Below are 18,373 nucleotides of genomic sequence, written 5' to 3'. Positions count from 1 at the left end.
GCGAACGGTGTTCTGGGGATAAGTTTCGGCAGATGGGGCCGGGGCTGTGGACAAAGGACATCCGTCGCAGTTCCTGCGGGGCGCCGGATGGTCAGACAGCTGATCCAGGTCCGCTCTTCTGACCGCTAGGGGACCTGAAGATCGCCATGCTCTGCCCAGGCAGCCAAACCCCATCCTCACCAGCGGCGACCGGCTCATCAGACGCCAGCAGCGCCGCCCCCACAGACACCGGCAGCGTCACCGAGTCCGCCCCGAAATTGACGGTGACGCACAGCGATCCCCGCCACATCACCAGCCACTTCCCGTCCGGGTCGAACTCCACCCGGACGCTGTCGAAATGCGGGTCCGACAGCTCGGGCAGCGCCTTGCGCAGTGCGATCAGGTCGCGGTACCAACACAGCAGCGACCAGTGGACCTCCTGTTTCACCTCGTCCCAGTCGAGCTTGGAGCGCAGGAACGTCTCCTCACGCGACGGGTCGGGAGCGTCCCACGCGTACCCGAATCCGTCGAACTCCTGCTCCCTACGCCCGCCCTCGCTCTCCCGCAACTGCGGGTCGACGTGGTCGGAGAAGAACAGGAACGGCGTACCGGCCCCCCACTCCTCCCCCATGAACAGCATCGGGGTGAACGGGGAGGTCAGCAGCAGTCCGGCGCCGAGTTTGAGCGCGGAGACGGGCAGTCGGTCGCCCAGGGGCCGGTTGCCGATCTGGTCGTGGTTCTGCAGGCAGGCGACGAGCCGGTGGCCGGGCACTCCGGCGTACGACGCCCCGTGCGTACGGCCGCGGAAGCTCGACCAGCCGCCCTCGTGTACGACACCGCGGGTCAGTGCCTTGGCCAGCGCGGACAGGTCGGTGAAGTCGGCGTAGTAGCCGTGGCTCTCGCCGCTCACCGCGCAGTGCAGCGCGTGGTGGACGTCATCGTCCCACTGCGCGGTCATTCCCAGCCCGCCCGCGTCGAGGGAGCGGACCATGTGCGGGTCGTTGAGGTCGGATTCGGCGATGAGCGACAGCGGCCTGCCCACCGCGCAGGACAGCGCGTCCACCTGGTCGGACAGCTCGGCCAGCAGGTGGGTGGCGCGCTTGTCGTGCAGCGCGTGCACGGCGTCGAGCCGCAGGCCGTCGATGTGGTAGTCGCGCAGCCACTGCAGGGCGTTCTCGATGAAGTAGCGGCGTACCTCGTCGGACCCCTGCCCGTCGAGATTGACCGCCTCGCCCCAGTAGCTCCCGCTGAACCCGGCGAAGTAGGGGCCGAAGGGGTGCAGGAAGTTGCCCGACGGTCCCAGGTGGTTGTAGACGACGTCGAGCAGGACGCCGATACCGGCGCGATGGCAGGCGTCGACGAAGGACTTGAGCCCGTCGGGGCCGCCGTACGTCTCGTTGACCGCGTACAGGTCCACCCCGTCATAGCCCCAATTACGCCCCCCGGGCACTGGAGCCACCGGCATGACCTCCACGAAGTCCACGGACAGCTCGACGAGATGCGGCAGCTTCTCGATCGCTGCCTCGAACGTGCCGGCTGGGGTGAATGTCCCGATGTGCAGCTCGTAGATCACCGAGCCGCGCAGGTCACGGCCGGTCCACTCGTGGTCGGCCCACGTGTACCGCGCGTGGTCGTAGACGGCGCTGGGCCCGAAGACGCCATCGGGCTGGCGGCGGGAGCGGGGGTCGGGGTACGGGCCTTCGCCGTCGAGTACGTACCGGTAGCGAGTCCCATGCCCGGCCTCCGGTACGTCGGCCGCCCACCAGCCGCCCGCACCGGCGGTCATCGCGCGGCGCCCGTCGAGGACGTCGTCCAGGTCGACCTCCACGGTCGTGGCATTCGGAGCCCACACCTCAAAGATCATGTCTCTCCAGCAGCGCGACGGGGTATCGGGCGAGCAGGTGAGCGAGCGGGACGCGGCCGGTGAAGACGCCGCCGGTCAGCAGTTCGCGCCAGGTGCCGGTCGGGAGGGTCAGCGTGGTGCCGCCCCAGCCGAGACACATCTCCCGCTCCCCCAGCCATACATCCGCGGTCTGCGCGTCTGCGGCCGGTGAGCCCGTGGTCGCCGCACCTGCGGCCTGCGCGCGGCGGGCGAGGCGGACGGGCAGGCGCGTGGCGACCGCGACCGCGCGCGGCGGCTCGTCACCGCGGGCGAAGGCGATCGCGTGCTCCGCCGCCTCCCCTTCCGCCAGAAGCGGTGTGTACGGCGCCGCGGGGTCGAGCCGGCGGCGCAGCCGCAGCGCCTGGGTCGTCACGGCGAGCTTGGCCGCGTCCCAGCGGGACACCGGCGACCGCCCGAACGTCACCGGCCGCCGATTGTCCGGGTCGACCAGCGAGAAATCGGTCATCTCATTGCCCTGGTAGACGTCCGGCACCCCCGGCATCATCAGCTGGACGAGCTTGGCCCCGAGCGAGTTGGCCATGGCGAAGGCGTCGATGCGCTCGGTGAACTCACCCACCGGCAGCTTCACGGCCGCCGCAGAAAAGTCGCGAAGCCGCTGTTCATACCCCGGATCCGGATTTATCCAGGAAATGGAGGTCTTGGCCTCCCGGGCCGCCTTGAGCAGGTATTCGGCGAACCGTTCGCCGGAGATCGGCCAGGCCGCCATCAGGTTCTGCCAGGCCAGATAGTCGAGCCGCGGATCGAAGCTCACGGCCGCTGACCATTCCGACACCGCCTCCGCCCACTCCCCGGGCAGCTCCGACAGCACGGCCAGCCGGGCGCGTACGTCTTCCGACCGCTTGGTGTCGTGCGTGGACAGCGTGGTCATCGTGTACGGCCGCAGGTCACGGCAGAACGCGTGGAAGTCCGGCACCGAGACACCGAACAGGTCCGGATCGCCGCCGACCTCGTTCAGACACGACAGCGGGAACCACCGGTACAGCGCCGTGTCCTCGACCCCCTTGGCCATGACCGGCCCGCAGGTCTGCTGGAAACGCGTGATCACGTCGTCGGGGCCGTACAGGACCTGCTGGACGAACGGTTGCACGGCGGGCGAGCATGCGTCGGCGGCCCGCTCGACGATCTCCACCGATGCGGGCGGCGGCGGCTCGCCCGGCACCATGTACGCCCGGTACACCGGCATCGCGGCGAGCAACTCGGCGACGGCGGCCGGCGCGCAACCGGCGGCGCGGGCCAGGCGGCGCACCTCGGCGCCGAAGAACAGCTCGATCACCTCGCGCTTGGACTCCGCCACCACCGGCCGGAAGTCGCCGGGCAGGCCGGTGAGCCGGGTGAACAGCTCGACCAGCGGCGCCTCACCGGCCGGGTCGACGAACAGGCCGTTGACCCGGTTCAGCACCTCGTAGCCGGTGGTGCCCTCGCAGTCCCAGTCCTCGGGCAGCCGCTCGTCGCCGATCAGGATCTTCTCCACGACCGTCCAGGCGCCGCCGGACCTGGCGCGCAGGCGTTCGAGGTAGCCGCGCGGATCGGCGAGCCCGTCCGGATGATCGACCCGCAGCCCGTCGGCCAGGCCCTCGTCGAGCAGCCAGAAGATCACCTCGTGCGTGGCGAAGAGCACCTCGGGGTCCTCGACCCGCAGCCCGATCAGCGTCGACACGTCGAAGAAGCGCCGGTAGCCCGGCCCCTGACGCCAGTCGACCAGCCGATAGTGCCCGGGGTGGGGGAAGACGTGCTCGTGGTAGCGCAGCACGTCGCCGTCGACCACCGGCTCGACGTCGTCGCCGAGCACCGGCAGCGCCACCTTCCCGCCGTCCCAGTCGATGTCGAACCAGGCGGCGTACGGGGAGGCCGGGCCTTCGGCGAGTACGGACCAGAACTGGGCGTTGATCGTGTTCATGTGGTTGGGCACGATGTCGAGGACGATGCCGAGATCGTGTGCGGCCAGCTGCTCGGCCATCTCCCGGAACCCCTTGGCGCCGCCGAACTCCGCCCTGATCCTGGAGTGGTCCGTGACGTCGTAGCCGTGCAGCGAGCCGGGCGTCGCCTGCAGGATCGGCGACAGGAACACGTGGCTGACCCCCAGATCCCGCAGATATGCGGCGATCTCCCCCACCTGGGCGAACCCGAAGTCGGGCGTCAGCTGGACCCGATAGGTCGAGACCGGCCTAGACACGACGGAGCACCCGCACGCTGCGACCAGGCACCGCGACCCCTTCCCCGGCTCGGCACATCCGGACGTCGAGGATGATCGGCATGGCGGTGTCGATCTCGGTCTGCCACATCTCGCCGTAGTCCTTGGGGATCGTGAACGTGATCATGTCGTGGTGGGCGTTGAACAGCAGCAGGAACGAGTCATCCCTGATCGGCCGGCCGCGCCGGTCGGGCTCGGTGATGGCCTCGCCGTTGAGGAAGACGGCCAGCGACTTGGCGTAGCCGACGTTCCAGTCGCTGTCGGTCATCTCCTCCCCCGACGGGGTGAGCCAGGCGATGTCGTTCAGGCCGCGTACCGGTTTGCCGTAGAAGAAGCGCCTGCGCCGGAAGACCGGATGCTTCTTGCGCAGCGCGGCCAGCCGCTGCGTGAACTCCAGCAGCAGCCAGTTCTCCCTGACGTCGGACCAGTCGACCCAGGTCAGCTCGTTGTCCTGGCAGTAGCCGTTGTTGTTGCCTTGCTGGGTGCGGCCCAGCTCGTCACCGTGGGACAGCATCGGCACGCCCTGCGACAGGAAGAGCGTGGTCAGGAAGTTGCGCTTCTGCTGCTCGCGCAGCGACTCGATGGCCAGGCCCGCCGGGCCCTCCGCGCCGCAGTTCCAGGACCGGTTGTCGTCGGTGCCGTCGCGGTTGCCCTCCTTGTTGGCCTCGTTGTGCTTGACGTCGTACGAGACCAGGTCCTGCAGGGTGAAACCGTCGTGACAGGTGACGAAGTTGATCGAGGCGGCGGGCCGGCGGCTGTCGTCCAGGTAGAGGTCGCTGGAGCCGGTGAACCTGGAGCCGAACTCCGGCAGCGTCGCCGGCTGCCCGCGCCACAGGTCGCGGATGGTGTCGCGGTAGCGGCCGTTCCACTCCGTCCATCGTGAGGGGAAGTTGCCGACCTGGTAACCGCCCGGCCCGAGGTCCCACGGCTCGGCGATCAGCTTGACCTGCGACAACACCGGGTCCTGCTGGACCAGGTCGAAGAAGGAGCTCAGCCGGTCGACCTCGTGCAGCTCACGGGCCAGGGTCGAGGCCAGGTCGAAGCGGAACCCGTCGACGTGCATCTCGATGACCCAGTAGCGGAGCGAGTCCATGATCATCTGAAGCGCGTGGGGCGAGCGCATGAGCAGGCTGTTGCCGGTGCCCGTGGTGTCCAGGTAGTAGCGCTTGTCGCCGTCGACCAGCCGGTAGTAGTCGGGGTTGTCGATCCCCCTGAGGGACAGCGTCGGCCCGAGGTGGTTGCCCTCGGCCGTGTGGTTGTAGACGACGTCGAGGATGACCTCGATCCCCGCCTCGTGCAGCGCCCGCACCATGGCCTTGAACTCCAGCACCTGACCACCCCGCTGCCCCTGGCTGGAGTAGCGGTTGTGCGGCGCGAAGAAGCCGATCGAGTTGTAGCCCCAGTAATTGGACAGCCCGCGCTGCTCCAGGAGGTCGTCGGTGACGTATTGGTGGACGGGCATCAGCTCGAGCGCCGTCACGCCGAGCTTGGTGAGGTGGTCGATGATCTCCGGGTAACCCAGCGCGGCGTACGTGCCGCGCAGGTGCTCGGGGATCTTCGGGTTGCTGATCGTCAGGCCGCGCACGTGCGCCTCGTAGATCACGGTGTCGTGGTACGGCGTGGCGGGTGGCCGGTCGTGGCCCCACCCGAAGAACGGATTTATCACGATAGAGCGGTGGACATAGGGCGCCGAGTCGGCGTCATTGCGCGCGTCGGGCTGGCCGAAAGGGTAACCGTAGACCGCCTCGTTCCAGGTGACGCCACCCTCGATCGCCATCGCGTACGGGTCGAGCAGCAGCTTGGCCGGATTGCACCGCAAGCCCCGTTCCGGCTCGTACGGCCCGTGGACGCGATACCCGTAGCGCTGGCCCGGACCTATGCCCGGCAGATAACCGTGCCAGATGAACCCGTCGACCTCGGTCAGCGGCACCCTGGACTCGGCGTTGGCCTCGTCGAAAAGGCACAGTTCGACCTTGTCCGCGACCTCCGTATAAAGCGAGAAATTGGTGCCTGCCCCGTCATATGTCGCACCGAGAGGATAGGGGTCTCCCGGCCAGATTTCGATCATCGAGGCTCCCTTGCCGTCTTTCCCCATGTTCCGTTCCCGCGCTCCGCCGGACAAGCCCAGCCTCGAAGGAGGCGTCCGGCCCTGGCTGATCACAGGTCCTTCCCACCAGACGGCTGAACACGCTTCCTGCCGGTGGGCAGCCTCTGACGAAGGCAACCCACGTAGGCGTAGCTGCGGGGAAGGGTTTGACCGTTCTTTGCCCGGCTATTTACCGATGCCATGGGCGGTTTCAAGAAGTTCCTGTTACGCGGCAACATCGTCGAGCTGGCGATCGCGGTGATCGTCGGCGCCACCTTCAGCGGACTCGTGCAGGCGCTGGTCGCCGACCTGATCACCCCGCTGATCGGGGCGGTCACCGGGGGGAGGCAGCCGAACTTCGCCGAACACTCCTTCACCGTCAACGGGAGCGAGTTCAAGTACGGTGACTTCCTCAATCACCTGCTCACCTTCCTGATCATCGCGGCGGTGGTCTACTGGCTGGTCGTGCTGCCGATGAACCGGCTGATCAGCCTGTTCGACAAGGACGAGGCCGCGACGACCCGGCCGTGCCCCGAATGTCTGAGTGACATCCCCCTTGAGGCGCGCCGATGCGCTCACTGCACGGCGCAGCTGGTTCCGGAGTCGGAGAAGCCGCGCTAGAGGCGGTCATGAAGCCGGGCGTTCCCGCTTGTGCGGGGGTGAGTGCCACCAACTGCTGCTCAATCCGACAAGATGAGCGGGTGAGCGTTGAGTTGATGGTCTGGGACGAGTCCGCGCCGATCAGCCGGGATCAGGCGCGGGCCGCCTACCTGGCGGTCAAGAAGACCGAACCCGTCGCGGGCGAGGTGCCGGAGGTGGCCAAGGAGCTGCCCGGCGTGGTCACGGTCTATCCGGGACATCTCCTGGTGACGATGGACCTCGACACGATGGACGAGATGTCGGCCCAGGTGTTCACCATCGCGCGGGCTCATGGTCTGGTCTGCTACGACCCGCAGCGCGATCTCGTGCACAACGTGGCGCCGCTCGGTGTCTACGAGGGCATGCAGCTCCACACCGGTGACGGGATGATCGTCCACGACCCGGACCTCGGGCTGGTGCACGACGTGCTGGCCACCATGTCGCCACAGAACCCGTTCGTCACGCTGGTGAACTTCGGGCGCCACTTCATCCAGGTCTCCCCCGGCTACGAGCTGGAGTACAAGGAGGCGGCGCTGGCGCGGACGATGGTGGCCGAGCTGGCGGAGGTGCAGCGGGCCTTCCAGGAGTACGCCACCGGGGACCGGTCGTTCCTGGCCCGCCACGAGTGGACCGCCTGAACGACTGGACGTCTGAGAGGTCCAGGCTTAGACAACCTCGCGCAGCAGGTCAGGGTTGACGTTGCCGCCGGACAGCACCAGGACCGTCCGGCCCTCGGGGACGCGCCCCGACAGGTAGGCCGCCGTCGTGACCGCTCCGCTCGGCTCGGCCACCAGGCGGGCCGAGCGGGCCAGGTGGCCCATGGCGTGGCGGATCTCGTCCTCCGACACGGTGACGATGCCGTCGAGGTGCTCGCGCAGGTGCGCGAACGTCAGCTCCGACAGATCGGCCCGCAGCCCGTCGGCGATCGTACGGAAGGTCCGGGCCGGCTCCCAGGGGACCACGTGGCCGGCTGCCAGGCTCTCGGCCGCGTCGGCGGCGAGTTCGGGTTCGACACCCAGCACGGTGGCCTCCGGCCGCAGCGCCTTGACGGCCGCGGCGATGCCCGAGGCGAGTCCGCCACCGCTGACCGGTACGACCACCACCTCGACGTCCGGCAGGTCCGCGACGATCTCCAGCCCGATGGTGCCCTGCCCGGCGATCACCGCCAGATGGTCGTACGGCGGGATCATGGTGAGCCCCCGCTCCTCGGCCAGCTTGAGCGCCCCGACGATCCGCTGCTCGGGCGGCACGACGACCAGCTCGGCGCCATGTCCCTTGATCGCCGCCGCCTTGACCTCGGGCGTCCCCTCGGGCACCACGACGACGCACGGCACCCCGAACTGCTTGGCCGCGTACGCCAGCGCCTGGCCGTGATTGCCGGAGGAGTGGGTGACGACCCCGTCGGGCCGCAGCGCCGCGACGGCGTTGTAGGCGCCGCGGATCTTGAACGACCCGACCCGCTGCAGGCTCTCCGGCTTGACCCAGACCTCCCCCATGGGCACCAGCGGGGTCCGCACCGCGACCGGCTTGATGCGCTGGGCCGCGTCCCGGATGTCATCGATCGTCACCAGCTCCATGGCCTCACCCTAGTCTCGGTGAAGAGCAGGCCATATCGGCTAAGTTCCGGAAGGAATCAACCACAGGAGCGCGCATGAGTAACCTGTATCCCCCCATCGAGCCCTACGACTCGGGCCTGCTCGACGTGGGCGACGGCAACCAGATCTACTGGGAGGTCTGCGGCAACCCGGACGGCAAGCCCGCGATCATGCTCCACGGCGGCCCCGGCGGCGGCTGCAGCGCCAAGCACCGCCGTCAGTGGAACCCGGAGCTCTATCGCATCGTCCTGTTCGACCAGCGCAACTGCGGTCGTAGCCTGCCGCATGCCAGCGACCCGGGCGTCTCACTTGAGGCCAACACCACCTGGCACCTGGTCGCCGACATGGAACGGCTGCGCGAGCACCTGGGCATCGACAGGTGGCAGGTGTTCGGCGGGTCGTGGGGCAGCACGCTGGCCCTGGCGTACGCGCAGACGCATCCGGACAGGACCACAGAGCTGGTGCTGCGCGGCATCTTCACCCTCCGCCCCGAGGAACTGGGCTGGTTCTACCAGGAGGGCACCTCCCGCCTCTTCCCCGACGTGTGGGAGTCGTTCATCGCGCCGATCCCCGTCGAGGAGCGCGGCGATCTGATCGCCGCCTTCCGCGCCCGGCTGGAGGGGGACGATCCCGAGGCGCGGCTGGCCGCGGCCAAGGCGTGGGCGCAGTGGGAGGGCAGCACGGTCACGTTGCGGCCCGATCCCGAGCTGGTCGCCGAGTTCGGTGAGGAGAAGATGGCGCTGGCGTTCGCGCGGATCGAGAACCACTACTTCACCCATCTGGGCTGGTTCGAGCCCGAGCAGCTGATCGCGAACGTGGACCGGATCCGCCACATCCCCGCCGTCATCGTGCAGGGCCGCTACGACGTGTGCACGCCCATGGCCACCGCCTGGGACCTGCACAAGGCGTGGCCGGAGGCGCGGTTCGAGGTGGTGGACGACGCCGGGCACGCCGCCACCGAGCCGGGCATCGTCAGTCGGCTCGTTGCGGCGACAGACGGCTTCGCGCCAGCCGTACCATCGGCGTGACGGCCCCCACCAGCAGCAGCGTGAAGAGCGGGGCCAGCGCCAGGCCGATCAGGAAGCCAGCGGCGACGTCGTGCGGGTAGTGCACGCCGACGAACACCCGCGAGAACGCCATCACCGCCGCCAGCGGGAGCACCACCCAGGCCAGAGCGCGCCAGGCCAGGATGAGCGCCCCAGCGGCGCCGGCGGCGATGACGGAGTGGTTGCTCGGGAACGACCAGTCGCTCGGGGGCGGGCATTCGGCGATCGTCGGGATCCCGCCCCGGCACGGCCGGTCCTCCCTGACGAAGGTCTTCACGACCTCGCTGAGGACGTACGCGCACACCACACCGGCGGGCCCGGCGATCGTGATGGCGAGGTCACGCGCCGGCGCGTTCCTCTCCCGCCACCAGCACCACGCGAACAGCGCCGCGAAGAGGAACAGCCCGGCGTCGGTACCCTTCTCGGCGAGAGTGTGCAGCCACGCGGGCGTGGAGAGGGCGAAGTCGACGATGTCGCGGTACAACAGGTGTCCAATCCGTGAACGGGCAATGACCATAAACCCTACGGAACGATCACCGCTCGCCGCCTCCCCCGAACGTCCAAAGGTGCTGAACGCCGGCCGATCCCCCGGAGAGGTCCGGCAGGCTCGCGTAGTCCCAGCTCAGAGCGGGTAGGGAGGCAGTCGTGATCGGAGAGCACGTGGTCGTCGGCTATACCGGCGAGTCAGGGGGACGCGACGCGCTCGCCCTGGGTGCCGCGATCACGCGGGTCACCGGCGGCGAGCTCACCGTGGCCGCCATCTACCCGCCGGGCAGCCCGGGGTTGGCGGTCGAGGCACAGGCCGGCCTCGCGGACGCGGCGGAGGAGCTCGGCGATGTGCCGGCCGAGTACATCGCGTTCGAGAGCAGGGGCGCGGGTCGCGGGCTGTCGGTGCTGGCCAGCCGGATCAAGGCCGATCTGATCGTGGTCGGCTCGGCGGGCGGCGGGCAGGCCGGGCGCATCTCGATCGGGTCGACGTCCGACAGCCTGCTCCACCTGTCGTCCGAGGCGGTGATGCTGACGCCCGCCGGCTACCGGCCGCCGGCCGAGCCCTCGCGGCTCACGCTCGCCTACGTCCACCGCCCGCAGTGTGACGAGGCCGTCGAGCGGATCGCGCAGGCCGCGCTCCGGCTCGGCGTGCCGCTCCGGCTGATCACGCTCGACCTGCGTACGGACGATCCGGGCCGGCTCGGGGACGACCTCGCGCTGGCCGTACGACTGGCCTGGGAGTCGAGCGGGATCGAGGCCGAGACGGAGATCGCCGAGGGGCACGACGTGACGGCGGCGCTGGAGGCGATCGAGTGGCTGCCGGGCGAGCTGCTGGTCTGCGCGGCCAGCGAGGACGCGCAGCCGCACCGGGTGTTCCTCGGGGAGCTGGCGATGAAGGTGCTGCGGGCGTCGTCGTGTCCCGTCACCGTGCTCCCGCGCGGCTTCTCGTGACTTCCGTGTACAGCTCCAGGTAGCGCTCGGCCATGACGGACGGTGAGAAGCGGCGGCGAGCCTCCCGGCGGCACTCCTCGGGGTCGATCTCCGCCACCCGCAGCACCCACTCGGCCAGCTCCTCCTCGGTGTCGGCGAGGAACCCGGTCCGGCCGTGGTCGATGATCTCGGGCAGGCAGCCGCGGCGCAGCCCCACGGGCGGCACGCCCAGGGCGAGGGCCTCGACGACGGCGGTGCCACCGGGCTCGTCCCACTGAATGGGGAACAGGGCGGCGCGGGCCGAGGCGTAGAGGTGGTCGCGGGCCTCGCCCCCCACGGAGCCGACCCATCTGACCAGGTCGCCGTCGAGGTAGGGGGTGACCGCGTGCACGTGGTAGCGGACGTCGGGGTGGCCGTTCAGCGGATGGTCCGGGTCCTGGACGACGGCGTCCAGCTCGGCGGGGGTGTTCAGGCCGCTCACCGGGCCCGCGAGGACCAGCGGGAGGCCGAGCTTCTGACACAGTCTGGCGGCCACGTGCGTGCCCTTGAGGCCGCAGACGCGGCCCATCGCGACGAGGTGCTCGCCGCGTTCGGTACGCACGTCGCGGTCGGCGAGCGGGGTGGCCAGGTGGATGGCGCCGAGCGAGGCGGCGCGCAGTGCGTCGGGCGCGCGGGCGAGCTGGGAGTTCGAGACACCGTTGACCGCGATCGACGGTGGGAAGGCTCCGTAGAAGGCGGCGTGCTTGCGCAGGTCCCAGTGCAGGGTGTGCAGGACCGGCGGGCCGCCGAGCGCGGACAGCACGGCCGGACCGACCACCTCCAGGTGGTCGTGGACGAGGTCGAGGTCGTCGCGACTGCCGATTTCGCGCGCCACGCGGGCCTGGTGCGCGTGCGCGAGGCCCATCACCTGGTTGTACGGCTTCTGCAGCTCGGCGAACTGGCCGTCGTCGAAGACGTTGATCAGCTCGTCCACCTCGAGGGTGCTCGATCCCACGGAGGCCAGGACCACCCGCACCCCGCGCTCACGCAGGGCGGGGACCAGCGTGGCCACCACGTTCTCGATTCCGCCGTAGCCCGGTGGCGGCACCCGCAGCCACGGTCCGGCGTTCACCAGGACGTTCATGCCACGTCCTCGACGGCGAGGGAGGCCAGCGGCGGGCGCTCGGCCACGGACATGTCCACCAGGTCGACCTGCCCGTCGAGCCCGAACTGCAGCAGTCTGCGGTCGGGGGGCGTGGCGGACAGCACGCGGCCCTGGCGCTCCAGCCGCGACCACGCGGTGAGCATGATCTGGCCGGCCATCCGGCCGAGCGCGGGCATGGCCTGGTGCCCGTGTGCCCGGACACCCAGGTCCACCTGGGCCATCGCGTCCAGCCCGACCAGCTCCAGCAGGTCCACCAGCAGCCCGAACTCCACCCCGTACTCGGTGACGAACGGGACCCGTTCCAGCACCGCTCGGCGGGCGGCGTACTCCCCGCCGAGCGGCTGGACGAAGCCGGCCAGCTCCGGCCAGAACATGTTGATCAGCGGCCTGGCCACCAGCTCGGTCACCCGCCCGCCCCCGCCGCGCCACACCATCCCGTCCGCGCCGGTGAAGGGCCGCTCGTAGGCGGCCTTGACGAACTGGATGGCGTTGTCGGCGAGCAGCGGCCCGAGCAGCCCGGTGACGAAGTGCGAGCGGAAATTACGCAGGTCGGCGTCCACGAACACGATCAGATCCCCGCTGGAGGCCGCCAGCCCCTTCCACAGCGCCTCTCCCTTGCCGCTCAGCGGCGGCAGATGCGAGAGAACGTCGCCCTGCGCCACCACGCGGGCCCCCGCCGCGGCCGCTCGGGCGGCGGTCGCGTCGGTGGAGTTCGAATCGACCACGATGATCTCGTCCACGAGCGGCGCCCGCTCGACGAGGTCGCGACGGAGTACAGTGACGATCTCGCCGACCGTCCGCTCCTCGTCGCGAGCGGGCAGGATGACGCTTACCGCGTTCCCTCCCTTAACGGTCCTGCCCTTGGCCCGGAGCAGCGCCTCTACCGGCCACTCGGCTGCGACGCTCGAGTGGGGTCCGTACCAGTCCTGGACCCTGGCCAAGGCGCGCAGATCTGTCTCCATACGGTTAGCCCCGATCTCATCTGGTCAGGTTTGCGACATCTGCCCCGACGATGCATCCTCGAACATGTTTGTTTCATTCTCCGTAAATGTGGGATAAGCCGGTCTGTGTTCCCCATCACTCGGGTCGGCATCATCGGTGCCGGAAATGTCGCCGCTCGCCACGCGGATGTCCTGTCAGGTTTCTCCGACGTGGTGATCGCGGGAATCGCCGACACAGATCCCCGCAGGGCCGGGGCTCTGGCCGCACGGCATGGCTCCCCTGCCTACGGCAGCCATGCCGACCTTCTGGATGCCGGCGGATTGGACGCGGTCTATGTCTGTGTTCCTCCTTTTGCGCACGGTAACCCGGAAAAGGATGTTCTAGCATGCAATCTGCCGATTTTTGTAGAAAAGCCGCTTTCACTTGACCTGTCGACAGCGGAAAAGATCGCCGATGAAATTGATCGCCGGGGCCTGCCTTCGGCCGTCGGACACCATTGGCGTTACCTGGACATCGTTGACCAGGCACGCGAAGTCCTGGGCGACCGTCCAGTACGGCTGGCGCTGGGCCACTGGCTGGACAAGGTACCGCCGGTCGGTTGGTGGCTGAAGCCTGAGATGTCGGGCGGCCAGCTGGTCGAACAGGCCATCCACATCCTCGATCTGGCCAGAGTCCTGGTGGGCGAGGTGACGATGGTGCATGCCGTACCGGCGGACAACGAGACGGACGGCGAGGTCGACCGGGCCACGGCGGCGGTGCTGCGGTTCGCGGGCGGCGCGGCGGGGCTGCTCGCCGCGACCAGCCTGCTCGCGCGCAAGCACCGGGCGGGACTGGAGGTGCACGCCGAGGGCGTCTCGCTCGACCTGAGCGAGGACCGGCTGCTGGTGGACGGCGAGACCACCGTCCAGGACGGCGGGGCCGCGAAGGTACGGGTCGACCGGACCTTCATCGACGCCGTACAGGGCAAGGAGGCCGACGTGCGCGTGCCCTACCGGGAGGCGCTGAAGACCCACCGGCTCGCGCTGGCCCTGGCGCGGTCCGCGGCGTCACGGAAGCCGGTGACGACGCTCGATGGGTGAGGTGCTGAGCATAGAGGCGCCCGGCGAGGTCAGGCTGGTCGGGGAGAAGCTCGGCGCGGTGCCCGAGGGCGGGTTCCGGGTGGTCACCACATACAGCGGGATCTCGGCGGGCACCGAGCTCACCTACGTCAAGGGCAGCAACCCTTACCTGGCCGCGACCTGGGATCCGGCGCTCGGGCTGTTCGCCGAGGGCACCCCGTCGATCGGCTATCCGGTGCGCGGCATCGGGTACATGCAGGTGGGCCGGGTGGTCGAGACGCGCACCCGGGCCGTCCGCGAGGGCGCGCTGGTCGCGATGGCCTACGGGCACCGCACCGGCTACGTCGCCGACCCGATGAACGACCGGTTCGTGGAGCTGCCCGGCGACCTCGACCCGATGCTCGGCGTCTTCGTCGCCCACATGGGGCCGATCTGCGCGAACGGGCTGCTGCACGCGGCCACCGACCTGCACGGTCCCGGCGTCGCGGACCTGGGTGACGGGGTACGCGGGCGGCGCGTGGCCGTCGTCGGCGCGGGCGTGGTCGGCCTGCTGACCGCCTCCTTCGCCCTCTCGTACGGCGCGGCGGAGGTGGTGGTCGTGGACGAGACCCAGGCCAGGCTGGACATCGCCGAGGCGCTCGGCGCCGGGACTTTGGCCTTCGACGAGGACCCGGCCATCGAGCTGAAGCGGCGCTGGCGGCACGCGCCCAGCGACCGCGGCGCCGACGTGGTCTTCCAGTGCCGCGGCAGGCCCCGCGCCCTCGCTCTGGCGCTGAAGCTGCTCAGGCCGCAGGGCACGGTGATCGACCTGGCCTTCTACACCGACGGCGCCGACGAGGTGCGGCTGGGCGAGGAGTTCCACCACAACGGCCTGTCGCTGCGCTGCGCCCAGATCGGCCGGGTGCCGCGCGGGCTGGCCCACGTCTGGGACCGGGAGCGGCTGTCGTACGAGACGATCGCGCTGCTCAGGCGGCGGGGCGAGCTGCTACGCGAGCACCTGATCACCGATGTCGTCGGCTTCGCCGACGCCCCCCAGCTCCTGGCCGATCTCGCCGCCCGCAGGAGGCATACCGTCCAGGCCGTGCTCCGCGACCACGTCGAGGATGAGCGCGGCTGACCAGCTGAAGTCGCGGCAGCCGTGGCCCTGCAGGGTGAACGGGTCGAAGTACTCGCGGAAGCCGGACTCGGTGACCGCCCTGATCATGCCGTCGGCCAGCGGGTCGGCCAGGTCCGGGCGGCGCTCCCGCAGGCCCTGCCAGACCAGCCAGGTCAGATTGATCCAGCTCGGCCCGCGCCAGTAACGCGCCGGGTCGAACTCCGGCGCGGCGGGCGCGAAGCTGGGCAGCACGCCGTCCTTCAGCCCGAACCGGTCGAGCGCCGTGCCGATCAGCGCGTTGACGATGTCGCGCGGCAGGTCGGGCAGCATGAGCGGGACCAGCCCGGCGGCGCTGTTGGAGCGGATCGGGCAGCCGGTGAGCACGTCGCGGGCATGGAACAGGCCGTCGTCGTAGAGGTGCTCGACCATGGCCGCGGTGACCGCGGCGGCCTCGCGCAGGTGCGGCTCCGGGTCGCCGCCGCACACCTTCGCGATCTCCGCCAGGGTCAGCTCCGCCACGCCGTACGCGGCGTTGAACAGCGGGTCCTCGACACAGAACGCGCCGGCCCGGCGGTAGCCGGTGTCGCGGTAGGCGCGGGCGAGCGCGATGTAGCGCTCGTAGTCCAGGTCGGTGGGCCGCTCGTCGGCGCTGACGGTGTCCAGATCCCGGCGCGTGAACGCGACGGACCCCGCGTCGACGGCGGCCAGCGGGACGTCCCAGGCCGGGCTGTTGTCCATGCCCGACTCCCACGGGTGCACGATCGAGATCAGCCCCTCGGGAGAGCGCCGCGCGTTGCGCAGGTATTGCTGCTGCGCCACCAGCCGGGGATAGAGGCGGCGCAGGAAGGTCGGGTCCGGCTCGGCCTGGTGCACCCGCCAGACGGCCAGGGCGTGCACGGGCGGCTGCACGATGCCGGAGGTCGACGACCCGGACGGGGCCCGTGACTGCCAGAACTCGGGGCCGGGGAAGTAGGCGCCCTCGGGCACCCTGGGGTTGAACGCGATGTGCGGCACCCTGCCGTCGCGCCACTGCGAGCCGAACAGGGCCAGCAGCTCCGACCTGGCCCGGCGCGGGGACCAGCGGGCGTTGCCGATCGCGACGAAGGCGGAGTCCCAGCTCCACTGGTGGGGATAGAGACGCCGGGAGGGAACCGTGTAGCTGCCGTCCCAGTTGGCCACCAGCACGCGCACGGCGTCGCGGAGGATCACAGGAACTTCCTGATGAAGGCGGCCGTCTGCGGCAGAACGATCTCGGGCTCGCCGCGCAGGCGGCATTCGAGCGCGAGGTAGCCGTCATAGCCGAGGGCGTCGAGCGTGGCCAGCTGCGCGCCCCAATCGAGATGGCCGGTCCCGGGCTCGTTCCGGTTGGACTCGCTGATCTGTATGTGCGCGAGGTAGGGGGCCGCCTCGATCAGCGAACGGCAGGGATCGTCCTCCTCGATGTTCATGTGATAGGTGTCGCCGACGACCTTGATGGAGTCCATCGAGCAGTACGACACGGCGTCGGCGAGGGTGTTGACCATGTGGTTCTCGTAGCGGTTGAGCGGCTCCAGCATGATCAGCACGCCGTTGCGCTGCGCGTGCTCGCCGAGCACCCCCAGCGCCTCGGTGAGCACCTCGCGGTCCTCCGCCGCGCTGCGCGGCGGCTCGAACGGCGGCAGCCGGCGCGAGAACTGGCCCCAGGAGGCGGGCGTCATCACCCCGACGCCGCCGAGCTCGGCGATGACCGTGAGCTGCGATCTGAGCTGCTGGATCGCGTCCGTGCGCTTGGCGGGGTCGAAGTCGCCGATGAAGTGCGGCATGTCCACGCACACCGTCGGCATGACCACGCCGTCGGCCAGCGCCCGCTTGAGCTCGGTCAGGCGGTTGGCGAAGTGGAAGTCCCCCTTCCCGCGCAGCTCGATCGCGTCGAACCCGGCCTCGGTCGCGAACGCGAACTTCTCCTGCAGGGAACGGCCGGGCAGCAGTTGCTCCTGTGCCGCGAGCTTCACTGTGACTCCTCCTCTTGCGGTGCCTCTTCTCGCCAAGGCTCCCCTTGCGGTGGCTCCTCCCCGAAAGCGAAGACGAGCTGGAGCACCTCGGACGGGTGTTTGTCGAGCAGGTCGAAGGCCTCGGCAGCGCTGCCGACGGGTACGACATGGCTGATCAGACCGGTCACGTCGACCTCGCCCGTGTATATGAGGTCCATGAACGTGCGCTGCAGGCGTTCGACGTCCCAGCGGTGGGCCAGCCAGGAGGCGACGCCGCCGATCTGGGAGGAGACGAGCTGCACCTGGTTGTGGTGGAACTCCTCGCCCAGCCGCAGTCCGATGCCTTCGCCCTGGTAGAAGCCGCCGGCCACGACCCGGCCGCTCTTGCGGACGGTCCTGATCGCCTCTTGCAGGCCCAGGTGGCTGCCGCTCAGCTCGATGGCGGTGTCGGCGCCCTCGATCCGCTTGCGGACGAACTCGGCAACGGAGCCGGACGCGATGTCGAACGTCTCGGTCGCGCCGTAACGCCTGGCGAGTTCGAGGCGGGCGGGGATCGCGTCGGCGGCCACCACCCGGGCGCCGCTCAGCACGGCGAGGCGGGTGGCCAGCAGGCCGATGACGCCCTGCCCGAAGATCGCGACCTGGTCGCCCAGGTGCACGTCGGCGGCGTGCACGGCGTTGAGCGCGATGGCGCCCACGCGGGCGAAGACACCGCTCAGCGGATCGGCGCCCGGCGGCAGCACGTGGCCGACCAGCTTCTCGGCGGGCACCACGGCCTCGGCCCGGTGACCCCAGACGCCCCAGACCAGGTGGCCGACCGGCGGATCGGTGACATCGGGAGCCGCCTCCACCACCTCACCGACCTCCTGGTAGCCCCAGCCGGTCAGCGGGTAGGCGTGCGTCTGGCCGTCGAGGAACAGCCGCTGCTCTGTGTCCCACTTTCTGGTGAGATAGGGATTTGTGCCGCGATAGGCGGTCAGTTCGGTGCCGGCGGAGACGCCCGAGTAGATCGTGCGAACCCGCACGCAACCCGGTTCAAGCTCGGCGGGCGACTCCAGGCTGACGCGGACACGGCCTGGCTCTTCAAAGGTGATGACGCGCATTCCCCACACTTACGCTTTATGATCAATCGCAACTTAAAGGTTTAGTAGGCGTTTCTATACCATAGTTGCTCTCCCGGCACCCTTAAGTCAAATGACGGCCACCGCTGGCAACTAGCGAATTAGGGGTTTCTCTCCGACGGTCTTCCGGTAAGCGATCTTACCGACATAACCCGCCCGGAGATCGCTTTCCGTGATCGACGCG

At 69.6% G+C, this 18,373-nt stretch carries 15 protein-coding genes; 6 read left to right on the top strand and 9 right to left on the bottom strand.

The features are described 5' to 3' along the window. Positions 1 to 91: 91 nt before the first annotated feature. From treZ to glgX, 3 genes are read right to left on the bottom strand one after another with little or no spacing between them, the layout of a single operon-like run. Positions 92 to 1,843 (bottom strand): malto-oligosyltrehalose trehalohydrolase, encoded by a 1,752-nt coding sequence (gene treZ, locus AB0C30_RS12280; RefSeq protein WP_357942504.1) that lies wholly within the window; start codon positions 1,841 to 1,843, stop codon positions 92 to 94. After that, positions 1,833 to 4,055, bottom strand: a complete 2,223-nt coding sequence (treY, locus tag AB0C30_RS12275) for a malto-oligosyltrehalose synthase (protein WP_357942502.1) — start codon at positions 4,053 to 4,055, stop codon at positions 1,833 to 1,835. The genes treZ and treY overlap by 11 nt, the downstream gene beginning before the upstream one ends. Further along, positions 4,048 to 6,141 carry a glycogen debranching protein GlgX gene (gene glgX, locus AB0C30_RS12270; protein ID WP_357942500.1) on the bottom strand — a complete coding sequence of 698 codons (2,094 nt, stop codon included), beginning with the start codon at positions 6,139 to 6,141 and terminating at the stop codon, positions 4,048 to 4,050. The genes treY and glgX overlap by 8 nt, the downstream gene beginning before the upstream one ends. Before the next feature lie 219 nt (positions 6,142 to 6,360). Between glgX and mscL the strand changes: the two genes are divergently transcribed. Continuing rightward, a complete protein-coding gene (gene mscL, locus AB0C30_RS12265; RefSeq protein WP_357942498.1) occupies positions 6,361 to 6,780 on the top strand; it encodes a large conductance mechanosensitive channel protein MscL in 420 nt (139 codons plus the stop codon). Between the two features lie 80 nt (positions 6,781 to 6,860). After that, the gene (locus AB0C30_RS12260; RefSeq protein ID WP_357942496.1) at positions 6,861 to 7,436 is read left to right on the top strand and encodes a hypothetical protein; all 576 of its coding nucleotides are present in this window, start codon (positions 6,861 to 6,863) and stop codon (positions 7,434 to 7,436) included. Between the two features lie 27 nt (positions 7,437 to 7,463). On the opposite strand, the gene AB0C30_RS12255 is transcribed toward AB0C30_RS12260, so the two are convergent. Continuing rightward, positions 7,464 to 8,375 (bottom strand): threonine/serine dehydratase, encoded by a 912-nt coding sequence (locus AB0C30_RS12255; protein WP_357942494.1) that lies wholly within the window; start codon positions 8,373 to 8,375, stop codon positions 7,464 to 7,466. A gap of 74 nt (positions 8,376 to 8,449) precedes the next feature. Between AB0C30_RS12255 and pip the strand changes: the two genes are divergently transcribed. Then, a complete protein-coding gene (gene pip, locus AB0C30_RS12250; RefSeq protein WP_357942491.1) occupies positions 8,450 to 9,421 on the top strand; it encodes a prolyl aminopeptidase in 972 nt (323 codons plus the stop codon). On the opposite strand, the gene AB0C30_RS12245 is transcribed toward pip, so the two are convergent. Next, positions 9,366 to 9,923, bottom strand: a complete 558-nt coding sequence (locus AB0C30_RS12245; RefSeq protein WP_357942489.1) for a phosphatase PAP2 family protein — start codon at positions 9,921 to 9,923, stop codon at positions 9,366 to 9,368. The genes pip and AB0C30_RS12245 overlap by 56 nt on opposite strands. 161 nt (positions 9,924 to 10,084) lie before the next feature. On the opposite strand from AB0C30_RS12245, the gene AB0C30_RS12240 reads away from it, so the two are divergent. Continuing rightward, positions 10,085 to 10,879 carry a universal stress protein gene (locus AB0C30_RS12240; protein WP_357942487.1) on the top strand — a complete coding sequence of 265 codons (795 nt, stop codon included), beginning with the start codon at positions 10,085 to 10,087 and terminating at the stop codon, positions 10,877 to 10,879. On the opposite strand, the gene AB0C30_RS12235 is transcribed toward AB0C30_RS12240, so the two are convergent. Together AB0C30_RS12235 and AB0C30_RS12230 are read right to left on the bottom strand one after the other, a co-directional pair. Beyond that, positions 10,851 to 11,981 carry a glycosyltransferase gene (locus AB0C30_RS12235; RefSeq protein ID WP_357942485.1) on the bottom strand — a complete coding sequence of 377 codons (1,131 nt, stop codon included), beginning with the start codon at positions 11,979 to 11,981 and terminating at the stop codon, positions 10,851 to 10,853. The two genes, AB0C30_RS12240 and AB0C30_RS12235, sit on opposite strands and share 29 nt — an antisense overlap. After that, positions 11,978 to 12,964, bottom strand: a complete 987-nt coding sequence (locus tag AB0C30_RS12230; RefSeq protein ID WP_357942483.1) for a glucosyl-3-phosphoglycerate synthase — start codon at positions 12,962 to 12,964, stop codon at positions 11,978 to 11,980. Before AB0C30_RS12230 ends, AB0C30_RS12235 begins: the two co-directional genes overlap by 4 nt. Before the next feature lie 105 nt (positions 12,965 to 13,069). Between AB0C30_RS12230 and AB0C30_RS12225 the strand changes: the two genes are divergently transcribed. Together AB0C30_RS12225 and AB0C30_RS12220 are read left to right on the top strand one after the other, a co-directional pair. Then, positions 13,070 to 14,023: a Gfo/Idh/MocA family oxidoreductase gene (locus AB0C30_RS12225; RefSeq protein WP_357942481.1), complete on the top strand. Its 954-nt coding sequence runs from the start codon at positions 13,070 to 13,072 to the stop codon at positions 14,021 to 14,023. After that, complete coding sequence (locus tag AB0C30_RS12220; protein ID WP_357942479.1) at positions 14,016 to 15,119, top strand: zinc-binding alcohol dehydrogenase; 1,104 nt, start codon at positions 14,016 to 14,018, stop codon at positions 15,117 to 15,119. The genes AB0C30_RS12225 and AB0C30_RS12220 overlap by 8 nt, the downstream gene beginning before the upstream one ends. A gap of 1,184 nt (positions 15,120 to 16,303) precedes the next feature. On the opposite strand, the gene AB0C30_RS12215 is transcribed toward AB0C30_RS12220, so the two are convergent. Both AB0C30_RS12215 and AB0C30_RS12210 read right to left on the bottom strand, forming a co-directional pair. Further along, on the bottom strand, positions 16,304 to 17,089 hold the full coding sequence (locus AB0C30_RS12215; RefSeq protein ID WP_357942477.1) for a sugar phosphate isomerase/epimerase family protein: 786 nt from the start codon (positions 17,087 to 17,089) through the stop codon (positions 16,304 to 16,306). After that, complete coding sequence (locus tag AB0C30_RS12210) at positions 17,086 to 18,093, bottom strand: zinc-binding alcohol dehydrogenase (protein WP_357942475.1); 1,008 nt, start codon at positions 18,091 to 18,093, stop codon at positions 17,086 to 17,088. Before AB0C30_RS12210 ends, AB0C30_RS12215 begins: the two co-directional genes overlap by 4 nt. Positions 18,094 to 18,373 lie beyond the last annotated feature (280 nt).

Origin of the sequence: Nonomuraea sp. NPDC048901 (assembly GCF_040649695.1) — a bacterium.
Taxonomy (GTDB): Bacteria; Actinomycetota; Actinomycetes; order Streptosporangiales; family Streptosporangiaceae; genus Nonomuraea.
Note: the sequence above shows the minus strand (reverse complement) of the source record. Positions and strands in the feature narration are given on the sequence as shown.

Coding starts and splice junctions, on each gene's coding strand:
- pip (WP_357942491.1), top strand. CDS start 8,450: ATGAGTAACCTGTATCCCCCCATCGAGCCCTACGACTCGGGCCTGCTC.
- AB0C30_RS12220 (WP_357942479.1), top strand. CDS start 14,016: ATGGGTGAGGTGCTGAGCATAGAGGCGCCCGGCGAGGTCAGGCTGGTC.
- mscL (WP_357942498.1), top strand. CDS start 6,361: ATGGGCGGTTTCAAGAAGTTCCTGTTACGCGGCAACATCGTCGAGCTG.
- AB0C30_RS12230 (WP_357942483.1), bottom strand. CDS start 12,964: ATGGAGACAGATCTGCGCGCCTTGGCCAGGGTCCAGGACTGGTACGGA.
- glgX (WP_357942500.1), bottom strand. CDS start 6,141: ATGATCGAAATCTGGCCGGGAGACCCCTATCCTCTCGGTGCGACATAT.
- AB0C30_RS12235 (WP_357942485.1), bottom strand. CDS start 11,981: ATGAACGTCCTGGTGAACGCCGGACCGTGGCTGCGGGTGCCGCCACCG.
- treZ (WP_357942504.1), bottom strand. CDS start 1,843: ATGATCTTTGAGGTGTGGGCTCCGAATGCCACGACCGTGGAGGTCGAC.
- AB0C30_RS12255 (WP_357942494.1), bottom strand. CDS start 8,375: ATGGAGCTGGTGACGATCGATGACATCCGGGACGCGGCCCAGCGCATC.